This window comes from Desulforadius tongensis (assembly GCF_016907915.1).
Classification (GTDB): domain Bacteria; phylum Bacillota; class Desulfotomaculia; order Desulfotomaculales; family Desulfohalotomaculaceae; genus Desulforadius; species Desulforadius tongensis.
The window spans coordinates 22002-47206 of the sequence record NZ_JAFBCW010000019.1; the positions used below are offsets into that span (position 1 = coordinate 22002).

General features: G+C 48.1%; 21 protein-coding genes and 1 other annotated feature (1 of these 22 only partly in view). All 21 genes read right to left on the bottom strand.

All coding sequences use genetic code 11. The features are described from left to right. Window positions 1–312 (bottom strand) — a binding site (T-box leader); it reaches 29 nt to the left of the window's first position. A gap of 70 nt (window positions 313–382) precedes the next feature. Beyond that, window positions 383–1762 (bottom strand): DUF512 domain-containing protein, encoded by a 1380-nt coding sequence (locus JOC37_RS08610; protein ID WP_204618034.1) that lies wholly within the window; start codon window positions 1760–1762, stop codon window positions 383–385. Between the two features lie 84 nt (window positions 1763–1846). Further along, complete coding sequence (gene tsaD / locus JOC37_RS08615) at window positions 1847–2869, bottom strand: tRNA (adenosine(37)-N6)-threonylcarbamoyltransferase complex transferase subunit TsaD (protein WP_204618036.1); 1023 nt, start codon at window positions 2867–2869, stop codon at window positions 1847–1849. Window positions 2870–3031: 162 nt separating this feature from the next. Further along, the gene (rimI, locus tag JOC37_RS08620) at window positions 3032–3490 is read right to left on the bottom strand and encodes a ribosomal protein S18-alanine N-acetyltransferase (RefSeq protein WP_420797287.1); all 459 of its coding nucleotides are present in this window, start codon (window positions 3488–3490) and stop codon (window positions 3032–3034) included. Then, complete coding sequence (gene tsaB / locus JOC37_RS08625) at window positions 3480–4202, bottom strand: tRNA (adenosine(37)-N6)-threonylcarbamoyltransferase complex dimerization subunit type 1 TsaB (RefSeq protein WP_338017368.1); 723 nt, start codon at window positions 4200–4202, stop codon at window positions 3480–3482. The genes rimI and tsaB overlap by 11 nt, the downstream gene beginning before the upstream one ends. Continuing rightward, on the bottom strand, window positions 4189–4662 hold the full coding sequence (tsaE, locus tag JOC37_RS08630; RefSeq protein ID WP_204618040.1) for a tRNA (adenosine(37)-N6)-threonylcarbamoyltransferase complex ATPase subunit type 1 TsaE: 474 nt from the start codon (window positions 4660–4662) through the stop codon (window positions 4189–4191). Before tsaE ends, tsaB begins: the two co-directional genes overlap by 14 nt. Before the next feature lie 95 nt (window positions 4663–4757). Continuing rightward, window positions 4758–5171, bottom strand: coding sequence for a response regulator (locus JOC37_RS08635; protein WP_204618042.1), 414 nt, complete (start codon window positions 5169–5171; stop codon window positions 4758–4760). A gap of 104 nt (window positions 5172–5275) precedes the next feature. Then, window positions 5276–6409 (bottom strand): amidohydrolase, encoded by a 1134-nt coding sequence (locus JOC37_RS08640; RefSeq protein WP_204618044.1) that lies wholly within the window; start codon window positions 6407–6409, stop codon window positions 5276–5278. Between the two features lie 186 nt (window positions 6410–6595). Next, window positions 6596–7315: a gamma-glutamyl-gamma-aminobutyrate hydrolase family protein gene (locus JOC37_RS08645; RefSeq protein WP_204618046.1), complete on the bottom strand. Its 720-nt coding sequence runs from the start codon at window positions 7313–7315 to the stop codon at window positions 6596–6598. Between the two features lie 182 nt (window positions 7316–7497). Further along, window positions 7498–7848, bottom strand: coding sequence for a type II toxin-antitoxin system PemK/MazF family toxin (locus tag JOC37_RS08650; protein WP_204618048.1), 351 nt, complete (start codon window positions 7846–7848; stop codon window positions 7498–7500). Beyond that, window positions 7849–8115, bottom strand: a complete 267-nt coding sequence (locus JOC37_RS08655) for a ribbon-helix-helix protein, CopG family (RefSeq protein ID WP_204618050.1) — start codon at window positions 8113–8115, stop codon at window positions 7849–7851. 103 nt (window positions 8116–8218) lie between these two features. Further along, window positions 8219–8722: an acetolactate synthase small subunit gene (gene ilvN, locus JOC37_RS08660; RefSeq protein WP_204618052.1), complete on the bottom strand. Its 504-nt coding sequence runs from the start codon at window positions 8720–8722 to the stop codon at window positions 8219–8221. A gap of 165 nt (window positions 8723–8887) precedes the next feature. Continuing rightward, window positions 8888–9745: a lipoyl synthase gene (lipA, locus tag JOC37_RS08665; RefSeq protein WP_204618053.1), complete on the bottom strand. Its 858-nt coding sequence runs from the start codon at window positions 9743–9745 to the stop codon at window positions 8888–8890. A 17-nt stretch (window positions 9746–9762) separates the two neighbouring features. Then, the gene (lpdA, locus tag JOC37_RS08670; RefSeq protein WP_204618055.1) at window positions 9763–11145 is read right to left on the bottom strand and encodes a dihydrolipoyl dehydrogenase; all 1383 of its coding nucleotides are present in this window, start codon (window positions 11143–11145) and stop codon (window positions 9763–9765) included. Window positions 11146–11165: 20 nt separating this feature from the next. Next, window positions 11166–11900, bottom strand: a complete 735-nt coding sequence (locus tag JOC37_RS08675; RefSeq protein WP_204618057.1) for a GltB/FmdC/FwdC-like GXGXG domain-containing protein — start codon at window positions 11898–11900, stop codon at window positions 11166–11168. Between the two features lie 15 nt (window positions 11901–11915). Beyond that, the gene (locus JOC37_RS08680) at window positions 11916–13424 is read right to left on the bottom strand and encodes a glutamate synthase-related protein (protein ID WP_204618059.1); all 1509 of its coding nucleotides are present in this window, start codon (window positions 13422–13424) and stop codon (window positions 11916–11918) included. Next, window positions 13421–14521 carry a class II glutamine amidotransferase gene (locus tag JOC37_RS08685; RefSeq protein ID WP_204618061.1) on the bottom strand — a complete coding sequence of 367 codons (1101 nt, stop codon included), beginning with the start codon at window positions 14519–14521 and terminating at the stop codon, window positions 13421–13423. Before JOC37_RS08685 ends, JOC37_RS08680 begins: the two co-directional genes overlap by 4 nt. A gap of 294 nt (window positions 14522–14815) precedes the next feature. Further along, entirely contained in the window at window positions 14816–16300 is a 1485-nt protein-coding gene (locus JOC37_RS08690; protein WP_204618063.1) for a glutamate synthase subunit beta, read from the bottom strand. A 29-nt stretch (window positions 16301–16329) separates the two neighbouring features. Continuing rightward, window positions 16330–20922, bottom strand: coding sequence for a glutamate synthase large subunit (gltB, locus tag JOC37_RS08695; protein ID WP_204618064.1), 4593 nt, complete (start codon window positions 20920–20922; stop codon window positions 16330–16332). Between the two features lie 424 nt (window positions 20923–21346). Further along, entirely contained in the window at window positions 21347–22678 is a 1332-nt protein-coding gene (gene glnA / locus JOC37_RS08700; protein WP_204618066.1) for a type I glutamate--ammonia ligase, read from the bottom strand. A 287-nt stretch (window positions 22679–22965) separates the two neighbouring features. After that, window positions 22966–24300 carry a type I glutamate--ammonia ligase gene (gene glnA, locus JOC37_RS08705; protein ID WP_204618069.1) on the bottom strand — a complete coding sequence of 445 codons (1335 nt, stop codon included), beginning with the start codon at window positions 24298–24300 and terminating at the stop codon, window positions 22966–22968. Window positions 24301–24463: 163 nt separating this feature from the next. Next, window positions 24464–25051 carry an ANTAR domain-containing response regulator gene (locus JOC37_RS08710; protein WP_204618071.1) on the bottom strand — a complete coding sequence of 196 codons (588 nt, stop codon included), beginning with the start codon at window positions 25049–25051 and terminating at the stop codon, window positions 24464–24466. Window positions 25052–25205 lie beyond the last annotated feature (154 nt).

The following is a 25205-nucleotide window of genomic DNA, read 5'->3' on the forward strand; positions in this document are numbered from 1 at the left end:
CCTAATTGGCATATAAAATGCCCACTCATTGAAGGTACGGGAACAATACCGTTAAAAGCAAAAAACTTTTCGCTGTAGGGACACACCACCCTACCAAGCAAAAAGCCTACTTTCAACACACGGGTACTTATTCCGATACCCCCTTCCTTTTAACGGTGGAAGAAACCGTCTCAGCCTACTTTCCTAAAATGGTTTCAGCCGGAAACTCCGGAGAGAACTTCAGCAAGTCATGCCTTAGAAGCGCTTCCAGTCCCTGGCGCTTCCTCCCTGTAAAGCTGGGGCTTACCTACTTTTCTCCTTCATTGTCTTTTGCCAGCTCAATTTTTTGTTTGATGGTAACACTAATTCATGTAATTGTCAATAACTAATTTTCAACCTTATATTAAACTAATTCCACCGCTGTATTCCACCTTTGCTCCAGTTCCAAATATGATTTACCGGTCAAATCTCTGCCGCGGATATCAAAGGCCACCGCCGGCAGCAGCACCACCCGGTAATAACTGTTATTAAAATTCATTCTTTTTAATGCTGCATCAAAGTCATCCACCACCAGCAGCCCGGCAGCCATGATGTTTCCGCCAAAATAGCGGTTTTTCACCGGCTGGATATGAAAGCTGCAGTCACCGTCATATAATTTCTCCACCGCCCTCTTTAACACCGGGTAAGCCAACCGTGAGCACAGCACCAGTACCCGGCGGCTGCGGTGGCGGCGGGCAGCCATTTCCATATCCAGCACTGTATCCGGGTGCACATCATAGGCCATTACCAGCCCAGAGCTTTCCCGGGCTTGTTTTTTTAACTTCATATCCATTACATTTTGATCTCTCTTTATTTTTAACACCGGATTTTCAGCTGCCAGCACCATATGAAAAGCATGAACTCTGCTCAGCACTTCCTCCCCGTTAACCGCAAGAATTATGTCCCCGGGCTTAATCCCAGCCCGGTAAGAAGGGGTGTTTTTAATCACTCCCGCCACTTTTGCATTTAAATCAATCAACCGTTCCGGTTCACAGGTAATTGGCACAGATACCCTGGTCCGCAGTTGGTCCACATGCCGGCGCAGCTCATCCCACATTTTAAAATCAAACTGCAGCCGTGCCGGCGCCAGTCTGGTAAATCCGGGCAAAAACACCCGTACCGATTTGGCATCATGCCGGTCAAGATAAAGTATTGTTTCCGTCAAATCCTGCCACCCAGTGATGTGGGGCATGGCTACAACACTGCCGTGGAAAGGAATATTGTATTCTTTCAGCAGTACAGCAGATTTAATGGCCCGTTCCGCAAATTTGTCCTGCATCAATTTAGTTCTGCCGGAACAGGACGAACTGTTTGACGAACTGTTTAAAGAAAGATTTATACTAAAGGGAGCCAAGGTGGTAAAAGTTTCCACCACCCGCCGGTCCAATAAAGTTCCGTTGGTAGTGAGCTGAATGGGCGTTTGAGGCAGGGCCCGTCTTATTTCCTGCAGTATTTCGATGCACCGGGGATGAGTTAATGGTTCTCCCTCCATTATTTTGGTAACAGATTCACCAATTACCACCGGTTTGCCGCCGTCCATTAGGGCCAGCGCCTGGTGTACCTGATCCATGGTCAGTGGTGGTATGCGGTAACTTTCTATCCCCGGTGGATTTTGGTGGTGACTGCAAAATACACACCTTACATTGCAGGTAGAGGTTATCGGCAGTATGTTGGACCGCCTGGCCGAATCAAAAAGCATACTTTCTATGTAAGATTTTTTATCAGCGTTCGCCCGGTATTCCACAAACAAACCCCTCTAATCACAAGTTATGCACAAGGTTATCCACATTATCCACAACCGAACATCCACAAAAGTTTGGATAACTTATCAGTATTTGTCTGCCCCCAAGGTCAATGCCGGAATGGCATTCAGCGTCAGCGGAGCAAAATCTCCCCGCAGGTACTTGTAGTAGCCTGCACAGGCAATCATGGCCGCATTATCCGTACATAATATCACAGGCGGATAAGCAACCTGAATGTCCTTCTTTCCCGCCTCCTGCTGCAGCTGCCTGCGCAGCAAACCATTAGCCGCCACCCCTCCCGCCAGCATGATGGTCTTAACATTATATTTGGCGGCTGCCAAAAGGGATTTATCCACAAGAACATCCACAACCGCCTGTTGAAAACTCGCCGCCAGGTCGGCTGTATTTACTTCTTCTCCCTTCTGTTTGGTGCGATTTAAATAATTTAACACTGCCGTTTTTGTACCACTGAAACTAAAGTCTAAACTGCCTTCTTCCAGGTAAGCCCTGGGTATCTGGACAGCCTGAGCATTTCCTTCCCGGGCCAGGCGATCAATCAGCGGGCCGCCGGGGTATCCCAACCCCATTGCCCTGGCCACTTTGTCAAAGGCTTCACCGGCAGCATCATCCCGGGTGCGCCCCAACAACCGGTAGCTGCCGTGATGCTCTATTAATACCAGGTCAGAATGGCCGCCGGAAACTACCAGGCAGAGCACCGGGAACTGCAAATCCGGCCGGTGCAAAAAGTTGGCATAAATATGCCCTTCAATATGATTAACGCCAATTAAGGGTTTTTCCAGGCCATAGGCCATGGCTTTGGCCGCAGACACGCCAACCAAAAGCGCCCCCACCAAACCGGGGCCATAGGTTACAGCCACTGCATCCAAGTCTTGATAGGTAATACCGGCCTCTTCGACGGCTTCAATGATCACGTGGTTTATAAGCTCCAAGTGCTTGCGCGAGGCAACCTCTGGAACCACACCGCCAAATTTTTGATGCAGCTCCACCTGTGAAGCTATAATATTTGCTTTCACTTCTACCCCGTCCACAACCACGGCGGCAGAAGTTTCATCACAGGAAGTCTCAATACCCAATATTGTTACACTCATTTTTACAACCACCTTTAAAGCAACTAAAAGTTCCCTGAGCATTAAAATTATAACTCTTATATTTTGTATTAAAAATACATTTTGGGCCCTGCGGCCCAAACTACACTAACCTGAAAAAATTCCAGTACACTTAATTTTTATACCACCGGCGGTATATTAATCTCAGTCTTCATTTTTAAGATCGTTTTTCCACATAATGATGGCATCTTCATTGGTATCACTGTAATAGTTTTTTCGCAAACCCTGTTCTTTAAAACCCAACCGGGTATACAACCTGCGGGCATATATATTGGACGGGCGTACTTCCAACGTCATTTTGTCGGCACCCAGTTCCAGCGCCTTGTTCATTAACTGCCGCATCAACCGGCGGCCGATCTTTTGATGGCGATAATCGGGGTGCACAGCAATATTGGTAATATGGGCTTCATCCAGCACCACCCATATACCGCCATAGCCAACCACCCGGTCACCCTTCAGCGCCACTATATAATGTCCAAAATCATTATGCATAATTTCATATACAAAGGCCTGGTATGACCAAGGTGTGGGGAAGGATTCTTTTTCTATCTGCAGCACCTCAACCAGGTGCTCCGGCTGCATGTCTTTAAATTTAATTTCCACAGCTGCATTCCCCGGACAATTTATGCTTCTCGGCCCATTTTATCTCTGCCTCAGATTGACGGATGTACTGCGGCTTTATTTCTAACGGCGATATACCCTTTCCCCTTTTAAGTTCCAGCATCCCCATTTCCGCCACCACAGCGCCCCGGGGCAGCGCCACGGCCCGGGCAGCAAACTGCGCCCTGTTACCCATGGTTTGGATTATTTCTTCCCGGTAAACATCTACCCCATCACCTAAAAACAGCACCTTATCCGGCCACTGATTTAAAATTTGCATTAGTTCACCGGGCGGAACAGCCATTAACCCGGTCAGTCTTTTTAATTCCTTCTCCTTTCCCCGGTATACCGCTGTATATACTTCATTTTTACGGGCATTTAATACCGGGCATATCAGCCCGTGATAGCCAACCAGCGGATAAGCCAAGGCATCCAATGTGGAAACCGCCATCACAGGCAGTTTCCAGGTGTGGGCCAAGGTTTTGGCAGTGGTTATTCCAATCCGCAGGCCGGTAAACGACCCCGGTCCCGATGATACTGCAATGCCGTCCAACTGCTCCGGTTTAATTCCGGCATCGGCAATGACCTTTTTAATCATGGGCAGTAAATTGACGGAATGGGTACGCTTATTATTGACAAATCCTTCTGCCAGCAGTTTGTTTTCCTCCAGCACTGCCACTCCGGCCACCGGTGTAGCAGCTTCAATTCCCAGCACGTACAATTTTCCACAACTCCTCAACCACTTTATTATACCTATCACCCCGGGGATAAAACTTTAAAATTCTTTCCCCTTCTCCCCGGTTGATTATTTTTAAGTCCAGTCTTTCTTCCGGCAGCACTTCACTGACAACATCAGCCCATTCCACTAAAGTTACCCCGTTACCATAAAAATATTCCTCGTAACCCAGGTCGGCCATGTCGCCGGCCCCGCTCAGGCGATATACATCCATATGGTAAAAAGGGTAATGCCCCTGGTATTCGTTAATCAAAGTAAATGTGGGACTGGTTACATATTCATTTACCCCTAAACCCTCAGCCACTCCCTGGGAAAAACTGGTTTTGCCTGCTCCCAAATCTCCATACAAGCAAAACACATCTCCCGGTTCAGCCAACTGTCCCAAGAGCTTTCCCAACCGCCGGGTGTCTTCCGGTGATTTTGATATAATTTCGTACATATTTCCACCTCAACCATATATTATACCCGAAAGTCCATAGTTGCGAAACAAAAAACCCGGGAGGCTCCCGGGTTTCCATGGCTGTATAAAGATATTTACATGGCACATGAATTTTTCATTTCTTCCCTTCTCATTTCTCTGGACCAAATAAACTCATCAATGGTGTCCCTTATATCTTCAACATCAAAGGGCTTGGCCATACACTTCAAAGCGCCCCCTTCCAGGGACTTATTGATTATATCTTCAGTATTGTTAGCCGTCATCATAACCACTTCCACGTTAGAGGCCATCATTTTTATTTTACTCAATGCTTCTAATCCATCCATTACCGGCATGCGAATATCCATAAAAATCAAATCATAATGACCTTTTCTTACCGCTTCCACTGCCTCTTGACCATTTTTCGCAGTACTGGCATTGTGTCCCGCTTCCTTTATCAGTATTTCCAGTAAATATCTTACCCCCGATTGATCGTCAACAATTAATATGTTGAGAGGCTTGCTTGTCATATTCATACCCCTTCCGACAAAATATAACATTAATTAGTAATTAAGTATATTTTTACCATTGTTTTATCTATTCTACATCCCTCTTCCTTTTCCTGCCAGATAAATTAATTTTGGGGTAAAATTTTTCTCCCATTTACAAAGACCTGTTCCACTCGACAGCGTATATCGTAAAAAGGCCTATCAAGAATAACTATATCTGCATCTTTACCCGGTTCCAAGCTGCCTAAACGATGACTTAAGCCCAGTATTGCTGCCGGATTAATGGTTATCGCCCTTAAAGCCTCTTCTTCAGGCAAACCGGCCCGTATGGTCAGAGCAGCCGAAAGTGACAGGTACTGTACCGGCACTACCGGGTGGTCGGTCATCACCGCGAACTTTACTCCCGCCTGGTACAGGACGGCAGCATTCTTCAAGCTTACCCCCTGCAGTTCCACCTTAGCCCGGTTGGTAATAATGGGACCAATAATAACAGGAATCTTTTTTTCCGCCAGCAGGTCTGCTACTTTATATCCCTCGGTACAGTGTTCAATAACTATTTTTATATCGAATTCCTCTGCAATGCGCACCGCTGTCATAATATCATCCGCCCTGTGGGCATGAATCCTCAAGGGCAATTCCCTTTTTATAACCGGAACCAGCGACTCATATTTTAAATCCCGTTCTTTACTTTCCCTGCGCATATAGTTAATGGTTTCCACCAGCGTCTGACGCAGCAGAGCCGCATTGGCCATTCTGGTTGCCGGTGTCTTTTTTTCGCCGCCATATACCCTTTTAGGGTTTTCTCCCAATGCCGCCTTTACACCCACAGGGTTTTTAATAACCATGCGATCTGCAACGGTACCCTTGGTTTTCAGCGCCACCATTTCCCCACCAAGGACATTGGCACTGCCGGGGGTTACAACCACTGCGGTCACTCCGGCAAAAAGGGCATCGGTAAAAGCAATGTCAGAGGGATTAATGGCATCAATTGCCCGCAGGTGCGGAGTGACAGGATTGGTGGTTTCGTTGCCGTCGTCACCCTCCAGACTGTAAATCTCTTCCATGATACCCACGTGACAGTGGGCATCAATAAACCCCGGCAGCACCAATTTACCGCTGGCATCAATCACTTCACACCGGGAAGGTATATCGATACCAACGCCCACATCAGTAATTTTATCGTCTTCGATCAACACAGTGCCCTTTTCCAGCACCCTTCCGGTAATGGTATAAACAGTTCCTCCAGTAATTGCCAACATATATTTAAACACTCCAGATATTTACAATTATTTAATGCTAATTTTTATTTTATTCGTGAAAATGGCCAAAAACCCTTCTCTGCAGCGAACATTTTTAATTTTGTTTGTTTTTCATGCTTTTATCGACATTATTGACATATTTCTTATTAGTATCGACATTAAATTTCACAATTGCACAATTATAACTTATTTACAAAATTCGTTTGCATATTTAATAAGTGCTTTAAATATGGCCATGGCCTGGGAATTGTTCTTCCACATTACTTCCGGGTGATATTGTACCCCCAGCACAAATTTATTACTACTTTCATGCTCTATGGCTTCTATTACTCCATCTGGTGCCAATGCCGAAATTTTTATGTTTTGACCCAATTTACCCACCATCTGATGGTGAAAGCTGTTTACTTTGATTGATTTTTGGCCCAAGATCTTTTCCAGCAGTGAACCAGCAGTAACGGTAACGGTATGGGTTGGATACCACCTGGGAGCCTGCTGGCTGTGTTTTAAAGGTTTTTTTATTTCGCTGGTTATATCCTGACAAACGGTCCCCCCCGCTGCCACATTTAGCACCTGGGCTCCCCTGCATATTCCTAAAATGGGCATTCCCTCTTCCAATGCTTTTTGGGCTATCTCCAGTTCAAAGTGATCGCACCGGGGGCATATTTCACCGCTGCCCGGTTGGGGTTCTTCCCCAAAAAGCAGCGGGTCAATATCGCCCCCACCGGGCAGCAGCAGTCCCTGGCAGAGCGCCAGCATCCGCCGTACATGATAGTTGGGGGCCAGTACCGGCAGTATCAGCGGCACCCCGCCGGCGGCAGCTACTGCTTCAATGTAGTATTTGCTCAGCCAAACCCGCCCGGTGTCTTCATCAAAACAGCAGGTAATCCCAATAACCGGTAATGACATTTCGGCCTCCTTATGGTTTTCAAGTTAAACTTTTATCTTAAATAAATATAGTTTTGGGCAAATAAAAAAAGACTGATAAATAACATTTCGTTATTTACTCAGTCTGGCGGCAGTTTTACCCTATTCTGAAAAATTTATCCTTCAATACCTAAAAACTAAAAGTGCGTTTAACCGCGCCCCAGTTAAAGTTCAATAAGCCCAAGGCTTACTTCTATTGCTTTTTTTACGTCATTCATCAATCCATCATTTAAGGAACTTACCCTCTGCAGCAGCCTGCTTTTATCAATGGTTCTTATTTGCTCCAACAATACTACCGAATCCCTGTTTAAACCGCTGATTTCACCACTAATCTCCACGTGAGTTGGCAGCTTTGCCTTGGCAATTTGGGACGTTATGGCTGCCACAATGGTGGTGGGGCTGTACTGGTTACCGATATCGTTTTGCAGTATCAACACCGGCCTGGTGCCACCTTGCTCCGAGCCAACCACCGGGCTAAGGTCAGCATAAAATATATCCCCACGTTTTATTTGCATTTAACTACCCTCCGCAGCGGGCAAGTACTCGTCAGCCTCTGCTTCAAGCTTGGCCTGCTCCGTTGCCAGTTCTAAATTTATACTGGCCATCTCTAAATACCCTTTTTTCATTTGTTCCCGCATATACCAGCGTTTCTTTTCAGAGATGTAAGCGTAAACAGCCTGGCGCATCAATTCCCCTCGATCCAGGTCTTCCCGCCGGGCTAAAACATCAATTTCATCCACAAGATTGTCGGGTAGGTTCACTTCTACTTTTTTGTAACTCACCTACCGAACCCCTCCCTTGGCCCCCATTTTCGCCTGATGTAATTAATTATATACAGTTACAGTGCAATAAATCTTATGGTCACCCATCAATGTTCAAGGTATATTAAATCCCCGTGCCATCTTTTGCCGCCACAGACTTTCGGGAAAGGCTGATCTTCCCGGTGCGCACCATCTCTATAATACCGTGATCCCGCAGCACTTCACACAGGGCATCAATTTTTTGCTCATCCCCGGTTAATTCTATTACCATGGTTTCCCGGCTGACATCCACTATTTTGGCTCTGAATATCTCTACAATATCCACAATGTCTGAGCGTTTGTCCGGGTTAGCTTTAACTTTTATCAACGCCAGCTCCCGGTTAATGGCATCCATTCCTTCTATGCGTAGTATTTTAATAACTTCCACCAGTTTGGACAGCTGCTTAATCACTTGATCCAGCACCTGGTCATCGCCCTGTACCACCACAGTAATTCTGGTGATATCGGGATCTTCAGTCAAGCCGGCAGCAATACTTTCAATGTTGAACATCCGCCTGGACAGTAAACCGGAAATGCGTGCCAGTACGCCGGGTTTATTTACTACTAAAACAGCAAGACTGTGTTTCATAATATCCCCTCACCAAAATAAATCCATAGTTTATTGTAACACAGTCCGCCCGGCCTTTCCAAGGGTAACTTGTTTTCCTTTCTCTGGCAACTAAATAGGGGCTCGATAATTCGAGCCCTTTTCCTTTTATTATAGATATAACCATTGATTGCAAATTTTATCCTACTAACGTTTAAAAACATCTCCCGCCCGGTAGGAACTGCGTACGTAGGGCCCGGCTTCCACAGCATTAAAACCCATGCTGAAACCCTTATCCCGGTAGTACTGATATGTCTGGGGCGTGATGTATTCACCCACCGGCAGGTGATCGGCCGTTGGCTGCAGGTACTGCCCAATGGTTAGTATACTGCAGCCCACCCGGCGCAAATCGCTCATCACCTGCAGCACCTCGGCGGTGGTTTCACCTAAGCCAACCATCAGGCCGGATTTGGTCAGTATACCGCTGTTTAACTTTTTTGACTGTTTCAGCAGTTCTAATGAGCGTTTGTAATCCGCCTGGGGGCGGACATCACTGTACAGCCGGGGTACCGTTTCCACGTTATGATTAATTACATCGGGTTTTGCCTGTACCACTTTATAAAGAGCCTCCCGGTCACCGCGAAAGTCAGGGATTAATACTTCTATTGTGGAACAGGGCAATCTTTTCCTTATCGCCTCTATGGTATTGGCAAAGTGCTGTGCTCCCCCGTCGGGCAAGTCATCCCTGGTTACCGATGTAACCACCACATGTTTTAACCCCAATCTCACCGCCGCCTCGGCCACCCGCTCCGGTTCATGAATATCCGGCGGTTCCGGCAAACCTTTATCCACCGCACAAAAACGACAGCCTCGGGTGCACACCGGACCTAAAATCATAAAGGTGGCAGTGCGCCGGGAGAAGCATTCCGAGAGATTGGGACAGCGGGCACTCTGGCAAACTGTGTTTAACGACAGGTCTTTCAGCATTTCCCTGGTTCTGGCCAGGTCTTGGGAACAGGTTACCTTCCGCCGCATCCAGTCCGGAAAACGTCTTTCTTTGCTCATAATTAATAACCTCTTTTTTAAATGTTTATCGCTCTGCCGTGCACCGCTTCTGCCGCTTCGGCCAGTGCTTCGGCCAGCGTGGGATGGGCATGGATGGTGTTGGCCACCTGTTCCGCAGTGGCTCCCAATTGTATTGCCAGGGCCGCTTCGGCAATAAGGTCGCTGGCGTGGGGTCCCACTATGTGCACGCCTAAAATTTTGTCGCTCTCCGGGTCCACCAGCACTTTAACAAAGCCGCTGGTTTCACCCATGGCCTGGGCTTTACCCGATGCCATGAATGGGAATTTGCCCGTTTTAACTTTAATACCTTCATCACTGGCCTGCTGGGTGGTTAAACCCACCCCGGCCACTTCCGGTGATGTAAATATACAGCTGGGCACCACCCGGTAATCCATGGCCCTTGATCTGCCCATGATGTTGTCCACCGCCACCAACCCCTGGGCTGAAGCCACATGGGCCAATTGAATTTTATCGGTAATGTCACCGATGGCGTAAATGCCGGGCACATTGGTCTGCATAAACCGGTTTACTAACACTTCACCTTTCTGCCCAAGCTCCACCCCGGCCTCTTTTAAGCCCAGGTTATCGGTATTAAAGGCACGGCCAATGGATATTAATATTTTATCCGCAGAGATGGTTTCTCCACCTTCCAGCACTACGGCAACTTTATTCCCTTCTTTTTTCACCTTTTCTACCTTTGTTTTTGTCTTTATGGCTATACCCCGGCGTTTTAACAGGGACTGCAGCTGACGTGCCGCTTCCCGGTCTGCCGTGGGCAATATGGTGGGCATGGCCTCAATAACGGTTACCTTTACCCCGTATTCAGCAAAGATACCGGCAAACTCACACCCTATCACACCGCCGCCGATAATCAGCATTTCACCGGGCAGTTTATTTAACTGCCATACTTCGTCAGAAGTAATAACATTTTCCCCGTCATAACCCAGTGCCGGTATTAAGGCCGGCCTGCTGCCGGTGGCCACAATAATGTTTTCCGCTTCCAAATTCACACTTTCACCCCGGCCGGTTTCCACCATTACCCTTCCCGGGGCAATTATGCGGCCAACACCGTTTATCACTTCTATTTTATGTTTTTTCTTCAGCAGAAACTGCAGGCCCTTTACCAATTGACCGACAACTTGATTTTTACGGGCTGCCAACCGGGCGTAATCAAGGGAAATACCCGCTACATCAATGCCGAAATCACCGGCACTGCGCACGGCAGCCAGTGTTTCTGCACCGCTGACCAGCGCCTTGGTGGGAATACACCCCCGGTTTAAACAGGTCCCCCCCAGCTGGTCTTTTTCTACCAAAGCAACACTGGCACCCAGCTGGGCGGCCCGGATGGCTGCCGTGTATCCACCGGGACCGCCGCCGATAACAACAACTTTGTAGGCCATGACCACACCTCCGGACTCTTTTAGTAGGCGTACAGCCTTCCGTAAGGACGCTTAGAAACCGGAAGCAGTTTACAGAATGGAACACTTAAAACTTCTTCCAGTTCAAACCCGAAATGGGCACAGTATTCTTCAAGAAACGGCTGCAGTTTTTTTTCATCTTCCTCGTTTAGTTCAAAGACTTCTACTTCTTTTCCTAGTTTATATCTTTCTACTTCCCCGCGCAAGTAAATTATTCCACCATGCATTCCTGTACCCAAATAGTCTCCGGTAAGGGGGTCCCCCGGTTTACGGTTTAATCCCAGCACCACTAAAATACCGCCGGCCATATACTCACCAAAGAAATCGCCGGCAGTACCGCCGACTACAATGGCGGGAACCCGGTCCTGGTACTCTTTCATATGAATACCCACCCGGTAGCCCACATTACCTTTGATAAAAATTTTGCCACCGCGCATGGCATAACCCAGTACATCTCCTGCCCCACCATGTACCACAACAGTGCCGTCATTCATGGTGTTGCCGATACCATCCTGGGCGTTGGCATAAACAGTAATTTCCGGACCGTTCATAAAGGCGGCCAGGTCATTCCCCGGTACACCGTTGACAGTTATACGCACTTTTTCGTTAATACCGGTACCGATATAGCGCTGGCCGTTAACATTATCCAGTACAATCTCTGTTTCGCCGTTCTTCACCGCCTGGTGAATCATTTTATTTAAATCCCGGTAATACATACCCCGGGCATCTATCCGCATGTACACCCCTCCTCATTACCGGCCTGCCGGTTTAATACCTAAGATGTTCAGTTCCGTTTCGTTTAAACCGATACCCCGCAGGCGCTCTCTACTGCCGCGCAGGCTCTCCACTGCATTTACACCCAACGCCCCTAATATTTCTTTTAATTCCAGCGACCAGCCGCGGATCATATTAATTAAGCATTGGGCCGCTTTATCCGGGTTCAGGCGGCGAACCAGTTCCGGGCGCTGGGTGGCAATACCCCAGGAACAGCTGCCGGTGTAACACTTCTGGCAGAGACGACAGCCCATGGCAATAAGGGCGGCAGTACCTACGGCCACAGCATCAGCCCCCAGTGCAATTGCTTTAGCCATGTCAGCACTGGAACGAATGCCGCCGGAAGCTATAATGGATACCTTATTCCTGATGCCTTCTTTACGCAGCCGGTCATCCACTGCAGCCAAGGCTATTTCAATGGGTATACCCACATTATCCCGGATAATGGTCGGTGCCGCCCCGGTGCCGCCCCGGAAACCATCCAGGTAGATGATATCTGCACCGGCCCGGGCAATACCGCTGGCAATGGCCGCAACGTTGTGCACCGCGGCAATTTTTACACTGACAGGCTTTTCATAGCCGGTGGCCTCTTTAATAGCATAAATAAGTTGGGCCAAATCTTCAATGGAATAGATATCGTGATGGGGTGCCGGTGAAATAGCATCAGACCCCTCCGGTATCATTCTGGTTTGGGAAACCTCCCGGTTTACTTTTTCGCCGGGAAGGTGTCCCCCAATACCAGGCTTGGCCCCCTGGCCGCATTTAATTTCTACCACCGCAGCCCGATTCAGGTACTCTTGATTAACCCCAAAACGACCGGAAGCCACCTGCACAATGGTATTTTCGCCATAGCAATACAACTCCTTGTGCAAACCACCCTCACCGGTGTTGTACAAAATGCCGCACTCTTTAGCGGCACTGGCCAGCGCCTTGTGGGCATTTAAACTGATGGCCCCATAGGACATGGCACTGAATACAATGGGTGTATCCAGTTTAACCTGGGGATTTAGCTTCGTTTTTAACTTGTACTCACCGTTTTCACTGTACCGGAACTCCAAGCTGTCGGGCTTTGAACCCAGGTAAGTCCTTAACTCCATTGGTTCCCGCAGCGGGTCAATGGAAGGGTTAGTTACCTGGCAGGCATCCAGCACCATATGATCAAAGTAGCTCTTGTATACTTTGTCGTTGCCGCCGCCGGTAAGCAGCATTCCGCCGGTGGCCGCCTGTTTATGCAGGTTTTTAATGTGCTCCGGCGTCCAGTGATGATTTTCTTTATAGGCCAGGGGATTCTTAACAACATTAATAGCCGCTTCCGGGCAGGTACTTACACAGCGCTGGCAGGCCACGCACTTTTTGTGGTCAGCCACCACTTTATCCCCTTTAAAACTCAGCGTGCCAAAGCCGCACTCCGCCACACAGCGCCTGCAGCGGCGGCAGAGGGTGTGATCGATTTGCACGTTAAATTCTGCCGGCAGATAAACACTCATACTTCTACCCCCTCTTCCAATTCAGCAATAACTGGTTCCCCCGCCTCAGCCGTCCATACTTCGTCCAAATCCGGGCATATTTCGCGGATGGCACTTTCTTCACTGGCCATATAAACCATGTCATCTTTAATTCCCACAGTCATGGGACGCAGTTTAATCCGGTCATTGAGTCCTATCATCGCCCTGCTGTTGGCAATAATAAAGCTGAAGGGACCATTTAACAACGCCGAACCGTACACCTGCCTGATGGCGGTATAAACAGCCCGCTGCTCCGGTTCCATTCTGTCAATCTCCTGCCAAAAAGGCGCTGCCAATATTTTACAAGTTAATTCCAAGGGAATTCCCTGTTTTCTGTGCAGTAAATCCACAAAATAGGCCACCACTTCGGTATCTGTTTGTAATTCACAACGGTAGTTGAACATTTCCAGGTATCTCTTGTTGATGCCGTAAGAGGATATTTCCCCGTTGTGCACCACCGACCAGTCTAACAAACAAAAGGGATGGGCACCACCCCACCAGCCCGGTGTGTTAGTGGGAAAACGCCCGTGTGAAGTCCAAATATAGGCTTCATAATCTTCCAGGCAGAAAAAACGACCGATATCTTCCGGGTAGCCAACCCCCTTAAAGGCACCCATATTTTTACCGGAAGATATTACAAAGGCACCATCCAGGCAATTATTAATATACATTACAGCTTCTACCACATAATCTCTTTCATCAACCGGTTGACCGGCATTATCATACAAACTTTTACCGTCAACCAAGAGAAAATACCTCCAGATAATCGGAGGATCGGTAATATTATCCACATTTCTCGTTGGAATCGGTTCGCAGCGATCAACAATAAATTTATCTTTTAAATAGGTTTCAGTATCAATGCGATTTTGTTTACTGCTGTACAGGATGTGAAACGCGTAGTGATTTTTAAAGTCAGGATATATGCCGTAGGCAGCAAAACCGCCGCCTAAACCGTTGGATCGGTCATGCATCAGTGCAATGGATTTAATTACCGCTTCCCCGTTCATACGGCGGCCTTTTTTACTCATCATCCCGCTGATGGCGCATCCTGAAGGGATTCTGGGGAATGTACCAATCATTGGTGCAATAACCTCCTATTACTAGAATTTTTATCATGCTGATGAGGCCAAAAACCGAGGTTAAAACCGAACTCTAAACCGGGCCTTAACTTATAAAGCTGTCGCTAGCTAGCAAAAGAAGGCTGCAAATTCTCCTCTAACACCCATGAGTGAACTTGCATACTACGGCAGCTGCTTCACTTCATTGTTTTTACTTACTTCAGCCGATTAACTTACCCCATACTCCCGTTAACCGGTAATTTTTAAGGATTAACGCTCCCTTTTAAAAGGGAGCGTCATCTTACAAATATATTATTATACCAGGTTTGAAAATCCCATCAAGTAGCGGTGGCACTCCCGTGCTGCACCCCGCCCTTCATTGATAGCCCATATCACCAGGCTCTGCCCCCGGCGCATGTCACCGGCAGCAAATACTCCCTCAACATTGGTCATAAACTTACCATACTCAGCTTTGGCGTTAGAACGCTCATCGCGAGCAATACCCAGTTGGTCAAGAAGAGTGTCTTCGGGACCGGTAAAACCCATGGCCAGCAGCACCAGCTGGGCAGGCCAAACCTTCTCCGTGCCGGGTATTTCCCTCGGCACTAAACGCCCCTGGTCATTCCTCGCCCATTCAACGTTAACGGTATGCACCTCTTTTACATGCCCGCGCTCATCTCCAACAAATTTTTTCGTCATGATGCAATATTGGCGCGGATCAGCACCATAAAGAGCTGCTGCTTCTTCCTGGGCGTAATCAACTTTATGCACCCTGGGAAACTGCGGCCAAGGGTTACTTGAACTGCGCTCGGAGGGGAGTTTAGGCATAATTTCAAGCTGTACAACACTCCTGCACTTATGACGCAGCGAGGTACCAACACAGTCGGTGCCGGTATCTCCACCGCCAATAACAACAACGTCTTTCCCCGCAGCAGAAATGAAATTTCCATCCGCATAATTGGAATCCAGCAGACTTTTAGTATTGGCATGAAGAAACTCTACTGCAAAATGAATACCTTTAAGATTTCGCCCTTCAACAGGTAAGTCACGGGCTTTGGTAGCTCCACCGCAAAGAACCACCGCATCAAATTCCCGAAGAAGTTTTTCTGCCGGATAATCCTTACCAACTTCTGTGTTAGTTACAAACTTAATCCCTTCCGCTGCCATAATATCAACTCGCCTTTGTACATACCGTTTGTCAAGCTTCATATTGGGAATACCGTACATCAAAAGCCCGCCAATTCTGTCGGCACGCTCAAAAACAGTAACCCAGTGGCCGGCTTTATTAAGCTGGGCCGCACAGGCCAGGCCGGAAGGCCCCGAACCAACCACGGCAACCCTTTTGCCGGTGCGTTTAGCAGGCGGCTGTGGCACGATCCACCCCTCTTCATATGCTTTATCAATAATGGCACACTCAATGTTTCTTATAGTAACAGGCGAGCCAACAAGCCCGGCAGTGCATGCCCCCTCACAGGGTGCCGGACAAACCCTGCCGGTGAACTCCGGAAAGTTATTTGTCTTCAACAGGCGATTAAGGGCCTCTTTCCACAATCCCCGGTAGACTAAATCATTCCATTCCGGCGGCAAATTATGGTTGGGACAGCCCGAAACCATCCCGTTAATCATAATTCCGCTGTGACAGAATGGTATGCCGCATTCCATACACCGCGCTGCCTGTGTTTTCAATTTTTCTTCCGGCAGGCGATGGTGAAACTCCTGCCAATCGTTTACACGCTCTAAAGGTTCCCGATGGGCAGGAAGTTCCCTGTTATATTCCATAAATCCGGTAGGTTTACCCATAACGTTTCCTCCCAACCAATTTTGCTCAATTAATTACCGCTGACCCGAGATTGGTCGTTTTTGTTCTCCTCAAAAGCAGTCATAATAGCTTCTTCTCCGCTTAACCCCATCTTATATGCCCGCTCAATGGCTTCCATCATGCGCTTGTAGTCCTTGGGAATAACCCGTACAAACTTTGGCAGCATGTCATCCCAATTATCCAGCACCCTTTGAGCAGCTTTACTTCTCGTATATTTTACATGCCGTTTAATCAAATTTTTAACCTCTTCAATTTCACCGGTATCCTCCAGTTTTTCAAGCAGAACCATTTCCAGGTTGCAGCGATTATGGAAAGTACCGTCTTCATCAAGCACGTAGGCAACACCGCCGGACATGCCCGCTGCGAAGTTTCTGCCGGTGGAACCAAGCACCACCACCCGGCCGCCAGTCATATATTCACACCCGTGATCACCTACACCTTCCACAACCGCCCGCACACCGCTGTTTCTGACACAGAATCGCTCACCGGCCACACCGCGGATATACGCTTCTCCCGATGTAGCGCCGTAAAAAGCCACATTGCCGATGATAATATTTTCTTCAGGCACAAAGGTGGACTTGGTTGGAGGAAATACAATTATTTTGCCACCTGAAAGACCCTTACCGATATAGTCGTTGGCATCCCCTTCCAGGGTAAGTGTAATCCCCTTGGGGACAAAGGCACCGAAACTCTGCCCGGCCGAACCCTCAAAATACAATCGAATGGTATCCTCGGGCAGTCCTTCCGCACCATAACGCCTTGTAACCTCGCTGCCCAGGATGGTTCCCACAACCCGGTTAATGTTGCGAATGGGCAGCTTAGCTTCCACCGGTTCCCCATTTTCCAGGGCAGGCCGGCAGATCCTTAACAGTTCCTGCATGTCAAGGGATTTCTCCAGCCTGTGATCCTGGGCAACCCGGCAGTATCTACCCACACTTTCCGGAACATCCGGCCGGTACAGCAGAGCGGAAAGATCCAGTCCTTTTGTCTTCCAGTGGTCAACAGCCTTACTAACCTCAAGCACGTCAGTTCTACCCACCATCTCATTCACAGAACGGAAGCCCAACTCAGCCATTATCTCCCGCATTTCTTGGGCAATAAAACGCATCAAATTAACCACATGCTCCGGATCACCCCGGAAATTCTTGCGCAGTTCCGGGTTCTGGGTGGCTATACCCACCGGGCAGGTATCCAGGTTGCAGACCCGCATCATAACGCAGCCCATGGCCACAAGGGGAGCGGTGGCAAAACCGTATTCTTCAGCACCTAAAAGTGCTGCTATTACTACATCACGCCCGGTCATAAGTTTACCGTCGGTTTCTACAACTATTCGGTCACGAAGCTTGTTTAATACAAGGGTTTGGTGTGTTTCCGCAACACCTAATTCCCAGGGCAGCCCGGCATGCCTGATGCTTGTGCGCGGGGATGCACCCGTACCCCCGTCGTAACCGCTGATCAGCACAACATCGGCCCGCCCTTTGGCTACCCCTGCAGCAATGGTGCCCACACCTACCTCTGAAACCAGCTTGACATTAATTCTGGCCCTGGGATTGGCATTTTTAAGATCGTGAATCAGCTCTGCAAGGTCTTCAATTGAATAAATATCATGGTGAGGCGGCGGTGAAATAAGCCCCACACCGGCTGTGGTACCCCTTACCTCCGCAATCCAGGGATACACCTTTTTGCCCGGCAGCTGGCCGCCTTCACCGGGTTTTGCCCCTTGGGCCATTTTAATTTGAATTTCATCTGCATTAACTAAATAATTGCTTGTAACCCCAAACCGGCCTGAAGCCACCTGCTTGATGGCACTGCGGCGGGAATCACCATTGGGATCGGGTATAAAACGAGCAGGATCTTCCCCGCCTTCACCGGTGTTGCTCTTGCCGCCAATTCTATTCATAGCAATGGCCAGGCATTCATGGGCTTCTTTACTTATGGAACCGTACGACATGGCCCCAGTTTTAAAACGCCTGCAGATTTCTTCCACCGGTTCCACTTCATCTATTGGAATGGGCTTGCGGTTTGATTTAAAGGTAAAAAGCCCGCGTAAAGTACAGCTTTTCTGCGCTTTACTGTTCAGCAGCGATGAATAGCGCTTAAAAAGATTATAGTCATTGCTGCGGCAGGCCTGCTGCAGGGTATAAATGGTCTCCGGGTTAAACATGTGCTCTTCCCCGTCATGACGCCACTGGAAGGCGGAACCGCAGTCCAAAGCAGCGTCCCCCGGCTCGGAAAACGCCCGCCGATGCCTAAGTTCAACTTCCCTGGCAATGGCATCCAGGTCAATACCGCCCAGGCGTGAAGAAGTCCAGGTAAAATATTTATCTATAACCGACTGGTGAATTCCAATGGCCTCAAATATCTGCGCCCCGCAGTAGCTTTGAATTGTAGAAATGCCCATTTTGGACATTACCTTGACTACACCTTTGGTTGCTGCCTTAATGTAATTCTTAATTGCCTCCCCGGAACTCAAACCGGTAAGCAGCCCCTTTTGAACCATATTCTCCAGGGTTTCAAAAGCCAGGTAAGGGTTAATGGCACTGGCACCATAACCCAGCAGCAGTGCAAAATGGTGCACTTCCCGCGGTTCCCCGGATTCAAGCAGCAGGCTTACTTTGGTACGGCTGCCTTCTCTTATCAAATGATGATGAAGTCCCGACACAGCCAGCAGGGCAGGAATAGCAGCTTGCTGGCTATCTATACCCCGGTCGGATAAAATCAGTAAATTAGCACCGTTAGAAATGGCACCATCTGCCGCCCGGAATAGGTTATCCAATGCTTTTTCCAATCCCCGGCTTCCTTCAGATACTTTGTACAAAATGGACAAAGTTACCGCTTTAAAACCATCACAATCAATGTGCCGCAATTTTGCCAATTCTTCATTGCTGAGAACGGGTACTTTTAACCTGATTCTCCGGCAGCTGTCGGGCTCCGGCTTAATAAGGTTCTTTTCGGCACCAATGGTTGTTCCGGTGGCAGTAATTAATTCTTCTCTAATGGCATCAATTGGCGGGTTGGTTACCTGGGCAAACAGCTGCTTAAAATAGTTGTACAGAAGCTGCGGTTTTTCAGATAACACTGCCAGCGAGGCATCATTACCCATGGCACCAACCGGGTCAACAGCATTCTTAGCCATTGGTTCCAGTATCTTACCCAGTTCCTCGTGAGTATAACCAAAGGCCTGCTGCCGCCGGACCATGGTGTCTTTGTTCGGTTCCGGAACCCGGGAAGCCTTGGGCAGGTCTTCAAGGTTAATCATATATTTATCTACCCACCGGCGGTAAGGATGCTCGGAAACTATACGCTGCTTTAATTCTTCGTCGGTAACAATACGGCCCGCGCCGGTATCCACAAGCAGCATACGTCCCGGGTGAAGCCGTTCTTTATATGTCACCTTCTCAGGCTCCACATCAAGCACGCCTACTTCCGAAGCCAAAATAATAATGTCATCCTTGGTTACGTAATAACGCGAGGGCCTCAGGCCGTTTCTGTCAAGCACCGCGCCAATGATTCTACCATCGGTAAAGGCAACGGCAGCCGGTCCGTCCCACGGTTCCATTAAGCAGCTGTGATATTCATAAAATGCCTTTTTTTCATCGCTCATACTTTCATGATTGGACCACGGTTCTGGAATCATCATCATGGCAGCGTGGGGCAGTGAACGCCCTGAAAGGGTAAGAAATTCCAGGCAGTTGTCAAACATGGCCGAGTCACTGCCCTCCTGGTCAATTACCGGCAGGATCTTTTTCATATCTTCGCCGAAGAGCTCTGACTGGCACATGGCCTGGCGGGCATGCATCCAGTTGACGTTCCCGCGCAGCGTATTGATCTCACCGTTATGGATTATATAGCGATAAGGATGAGCACGTTCCCAACTGGGGAAGGTATTGGTACTAAACCTGGAATGCACAAGGGCAAGCGCGGTTTCTATGTCCGGATCCTGCAGGTCCAGATAAAATTGATCCAACTGTTCAGGAGTAAGCATCCCTTTGTAAACAATGGTACGGGAGGACAAACTGGCAAAATAGAAGGGTTCCCCATCCTGCAGGCATGAGCGGCGAACTTCCTTTTTAGCCCGCTTTCTTATCACATAAAGCTTACGTTCAAAGGCCAGGTTGTCTTTAATTTCCGGGTTCGGGGCAATAAACACCTGGCTTATATATGGTTGGGCCAGTTTCGCGGTTTCACCCACCATAGAGTCATTTACGGGAACTGTACGCCATCCCAGTAAAACCTGGCCTTCCTCCTGCACAACTTTTTCCACTACTCGCTGGCAGGCTTCCCGCCGGCCGGCATCGGTGGGCAGGAAAAGCATACCTACACCGTATCTACCGGCAGGAGGCAGGGAAATATTTAATTCTGCACACTCTTTTTCCAAAAAAGCATGGGGTATCTGCATCAGAATTCCGGCCCCATCCCCTGTATTGGTCTCAGCGCCCTGACCTCCCCGGTGGTCAAGATTAATGAGAATGGTAAGCGCCTGGTGCAAAATTTGGTTAGATTTCTTTCCTTTGATGTTGGCTACAAATCCAATGCCGCATGCATCATGTTCAAATTTAGGATCATATAGACCCTGTTTCGGGGGCAATCCATATGTTTTCATGATTTTGCAACCTTTCTCCATAATATTGTTTATATCTTTAAATAACAGCTGAAACCACACTGAAACTGATTAACCGTTTCGTTCCTCCCCAGCAGTTTCAGAAGCGTATAATCCTCGTAAGCCCACCAGGAAGAAACGGCGGTTTTTCCTGTCCCTCATTTAAGAAAGGCAGTATTACCTCCATTTTTAATCACCTCCAGTATGGTATTATTGATATATTTAAAAAAAGGCTGATAAATCATGCTCATTTCCATCCCGGCGGAACAATACCGGCAGGCGTATTTATCAACGATACTATAATTCCTTATTGGCAGAATATTCATTCATCTTCCCAGAGCAGAAAAATGCCCGGGCTAAGGCCATAACCTTATTCCGGGCCTTAACTTTTTATATTTTTCACTACCCCAGCAGTTGAAAAACACAGCTAAAACTTGGTTAGGTATTCCTCCAGCTCCCAAGGATGAACCTGCATGCGGTAGCGATCCCACTCTATTCTTTTGGCTTCCATAAAGCGGTTGTATACATGGGGACCAAGGGCATCTTTAATTACCGGGTCCTTGGCTAATTCTTCCATCGCTTCCCGTAGGTTTTCGGGTAAACAGGCTATACCCTGCTCCCTGCGTTCTTCCTCTGTCATCTCATATATGTTTTGGTCGCAGGAAGGCGGTGGAGCAATTTTATTTTTAATACCATCCAGACCGGCACGTAAGCACACTGCCAAAGCCAAGTATGGATTGCAGGATGGATCCGGGCTTCTCAGTTCCACACGGGTGGACATACCTCTTTTGGCCGGAATACGAATCAGCGGACTGCGGTTTCGGGCAGACCAGGCAATATACACCGGTGCTTCGTACCCGGCTACCAAGCGCTTATATGAATTAACCTGGGGGTTGGTTATTGCTGTAATGGCCCGGGCATGCTTTATCAACCCGCCTATATAGTACATGGCAGTTTCACTCAGCTTGCTGTCGGTGCTGGGATCGTAAAAAGCATTTTCGCCATTTTTCATCAGCGACATATTCATATGCATGCCCGAACCGTTGATACCAAATACCGGTTTGGGCATAAAGGTTGCGTGCAGCCCATGCCTTTGGGCAATGGTTCGTACTACAAACTTAAAGGTAACAATTTTATCAGCTACATCCAAAGCATCGGAATATTTAAAATCAATTTCATGCTGGCCCGGGGCCACTTCGTGGTGAGATGCTTCTACTTCAAAGCCCATATCTTCCAGCATCAGCACCATATCCCGGCGGGCATCTTCACCCAGGTCAACCGGCGTCATATCAAAGTAACCGGCCCGGTCATGGGTAATGGTGGTTGGTTTACCATCCGAATCCACGTGGAACAGGAAAAATTCTGCCTCGGGACCAACGTTCATGGTATATCCCATTTCTTCCGCCTCGGCCAGCGCCCGGCGCAAAACATACCGGGGATCACCGATAAAGGGTGTGCCATCACTGTTGTAAATATCGCAAATCAAGCGGGCGGTAGCCCCTTCCCGCGGCTTCCAGGGAAATATCTGAAAGGTGTTGGGATCAGGGCGCAGGTACATGTCGGATTCTTCAATGCGCACAAAACCTTCGATGGATGATCCGTCAAACATCAATTCGTTGTTTAACGCTTTATCCAGCTGTTCCACTGTAATGGCTACGTTTTTTAACACGCCGAAAATATCGGTAAACTGTAAACGAACAAATTTTACATCCCGCTCTTTACATAAGGCCTTCACATCTGCTGCTGTTAGCTTTGGCACTACGGCTCACACCTCTCGTTAAATTTTCTTAATATTATAACACAATAACACAAAAGAGGCCTTGCCCGTAATGCACACAGCATTACCGCAGAGGCCCCATTGCCTTTCTTAACACCGCTACGCCGTTGTAACGGTATATTTAGGTTGTGATTCTATTATAGTATAGCACAGTATTTTATGCAATGTTAGTGTTTTTTGCAAGAATGCTGTATACATAAAAAATACCCTTCCCCAAAAAGGAGAAGGGTAATAGAAAGGATGGTTTACATTAAAGCCCTTAGAGGGCTTTAAAACATTGTCAGGTAATTTTCCACTTCCCACGGTGTAACCTGTAAGCGGAATTCTTCCCATTCTTTTAATTTTGCTTCCACAAATTTTTTAAATATATGTTCACCAAGGGCACTGCGAATGACCCGGTTTTTAGCTAATTCTTCCACCGCCTCGGGCAGGCTGGCCGGTAGGTTATCAATACCCTGCTTTTCCCTTTCGGCCGCGGTCATATCGTAAATGTTGGTGCTGCAGGCAGCAGGCGGCTGCAGGTTGTTTTTTATGCCGTCTAAACCAGCTTTCAGCATTACCGCAATGGCCAGGTAGGGGTTGCAGGATGGGTCCGGGCTGCGCAGTTCTACCCTGGTGGAAATTCCCCGTTTGGCCGGGATGCGAATTACGGCGCTGCGGTTGCTGCCGGACCAGGCTAAATATACCGGCGCTTCGTAACCGGGCACCAGCCGCTTGTAGGAGTTTACTGTGGGGTTGGTTACCGCGGTAACGGCCCGGGCATGTTTTAAAAGCCCGGCAATATAATTATAAGCGATTTGGCTGAGCTGATCCGGTGCCTCTGGATCATAGAAGGCATTTTTACCATCCAGGGTCATCAATGACTGGTTGGAGTGCATACCGGAACCATTGATACCATAAATGGGTTTGGGCATAAAGGTGGCATGCAGCCCATGGCGCTGGGCAATGGTACGAACCACAAATTTAAAGGTTACAATTTTATCTGCCACGTCCAGGGCATCGGAATATTTAAAGTCAATTTCGTGCTGGCCCGGGGCTACCTCATGGTGGGAGGCCTCTATTTCATACCCCATTTCTTCCAGCGTCAGCACCATGTGCCGACGGGCATTTTCACCCAAATCAATGGGGGACATGTCAAAATATCCCGCCCGGTCATGGGTTTCCAGCGTGGGGCGACCTTCATCATCCACCTGGAACAGGAAAAACTCCAGTTCCGGCCCCACCGCCATGGTGTAGCCCATTTCTCTAGCTTCCTGCAGTACTTTTTTCAGCGCGTTTCTGGGACAACCGCTAAAGGGGGTGCCGTCAGGTTTATAAATGTCGCAGATTAATCTGGCCACCGCCCCTTCCCTCGGCCGCCAGGGAAAAACTGCAAAGGTACTGGGATCGGGACGCAGGTACATATCGGATTCTTCAATACGCACAAATCCATGAATAGATGAACCGTCAAACATTAACTCCCCATCCAGCGCCTTTTCCAGCTGTTCTACAGTTATGGCCACGTTTTTTAGTACCCCGGTAATATCGGTAAACTGGAGTCGGATAAATTTCACCCCTGCCTCACGGGCCTTTTCCATTACTTCTTGTTTAAGCTGCTCATTCATCGGTTATCCACCTTTCTTAAAAAATTTGTCAGTTTAATACCTTCTAATAAATTAAAAAAACCTTTGCTAAAAGAGATAAACGTCCCTTTTACGCAAAGGCATCCTTGCCTGTCATCGGAGCACCCCATTGTACTCAACTGCTTATTTACTTCAGCTTTTATTGCTACAGCTCATTGCGCAGGTTATGGGCCATAATCACCGCCTCGGCCACCGCCCGCATACTGACCCGCTTGTTCATGCTTTGCTTCTGCAATTTTTTAAACGCCTGAGCCTCGGTAAGACCCATTGTTTCCATTAAAATACCCTTGGCCCTTTCAATCACCTTGCGGCTTTCCAACTTCTCTTCCAATTGTTTGATTTTTCGCTGCAGTTTAACCATTTCATGGTAATTGGCCAGTGCCAGCTCCACCGCCGGAACCAAATGGCTTTCGTCTATGGGTTTTATTAAAAAGCTCTGCACACCGGCATTTACAGCTTTATCTATTAACTCCTGTTGGTAACTGTTAGCCGTTAAAATTACCGGGGCCAGGTTGTCCTCATTTAGTATTTTAGCCACTTCAACCCCTTCCATGCCGGGTATTGAAGCCTCTATTATCACTAAATCCGGCTGCCTTGCCCGTACCAATTTGATGGCTGTTACTCCATCAACCGCCTCACCAATAACTAAATAACCCACTTTGCTCAAAATTGACTTTGAATTTTTTCTCCAGTTGGCATCATTATCAACCAGGATAATTCGCTGGCCGGACATGGAGCTCACCTCACTCCATCGCATCTAATCACAATGGTATTATGTAAAATTATAAAGGAAGATCGAGTAGGAGGGAGTGATTAACTCCCGTCCTCTCACACCACCGTACGTACCGTTCGGTATACGGCGGTTCATGTTGTGGAACGAAGTTCAT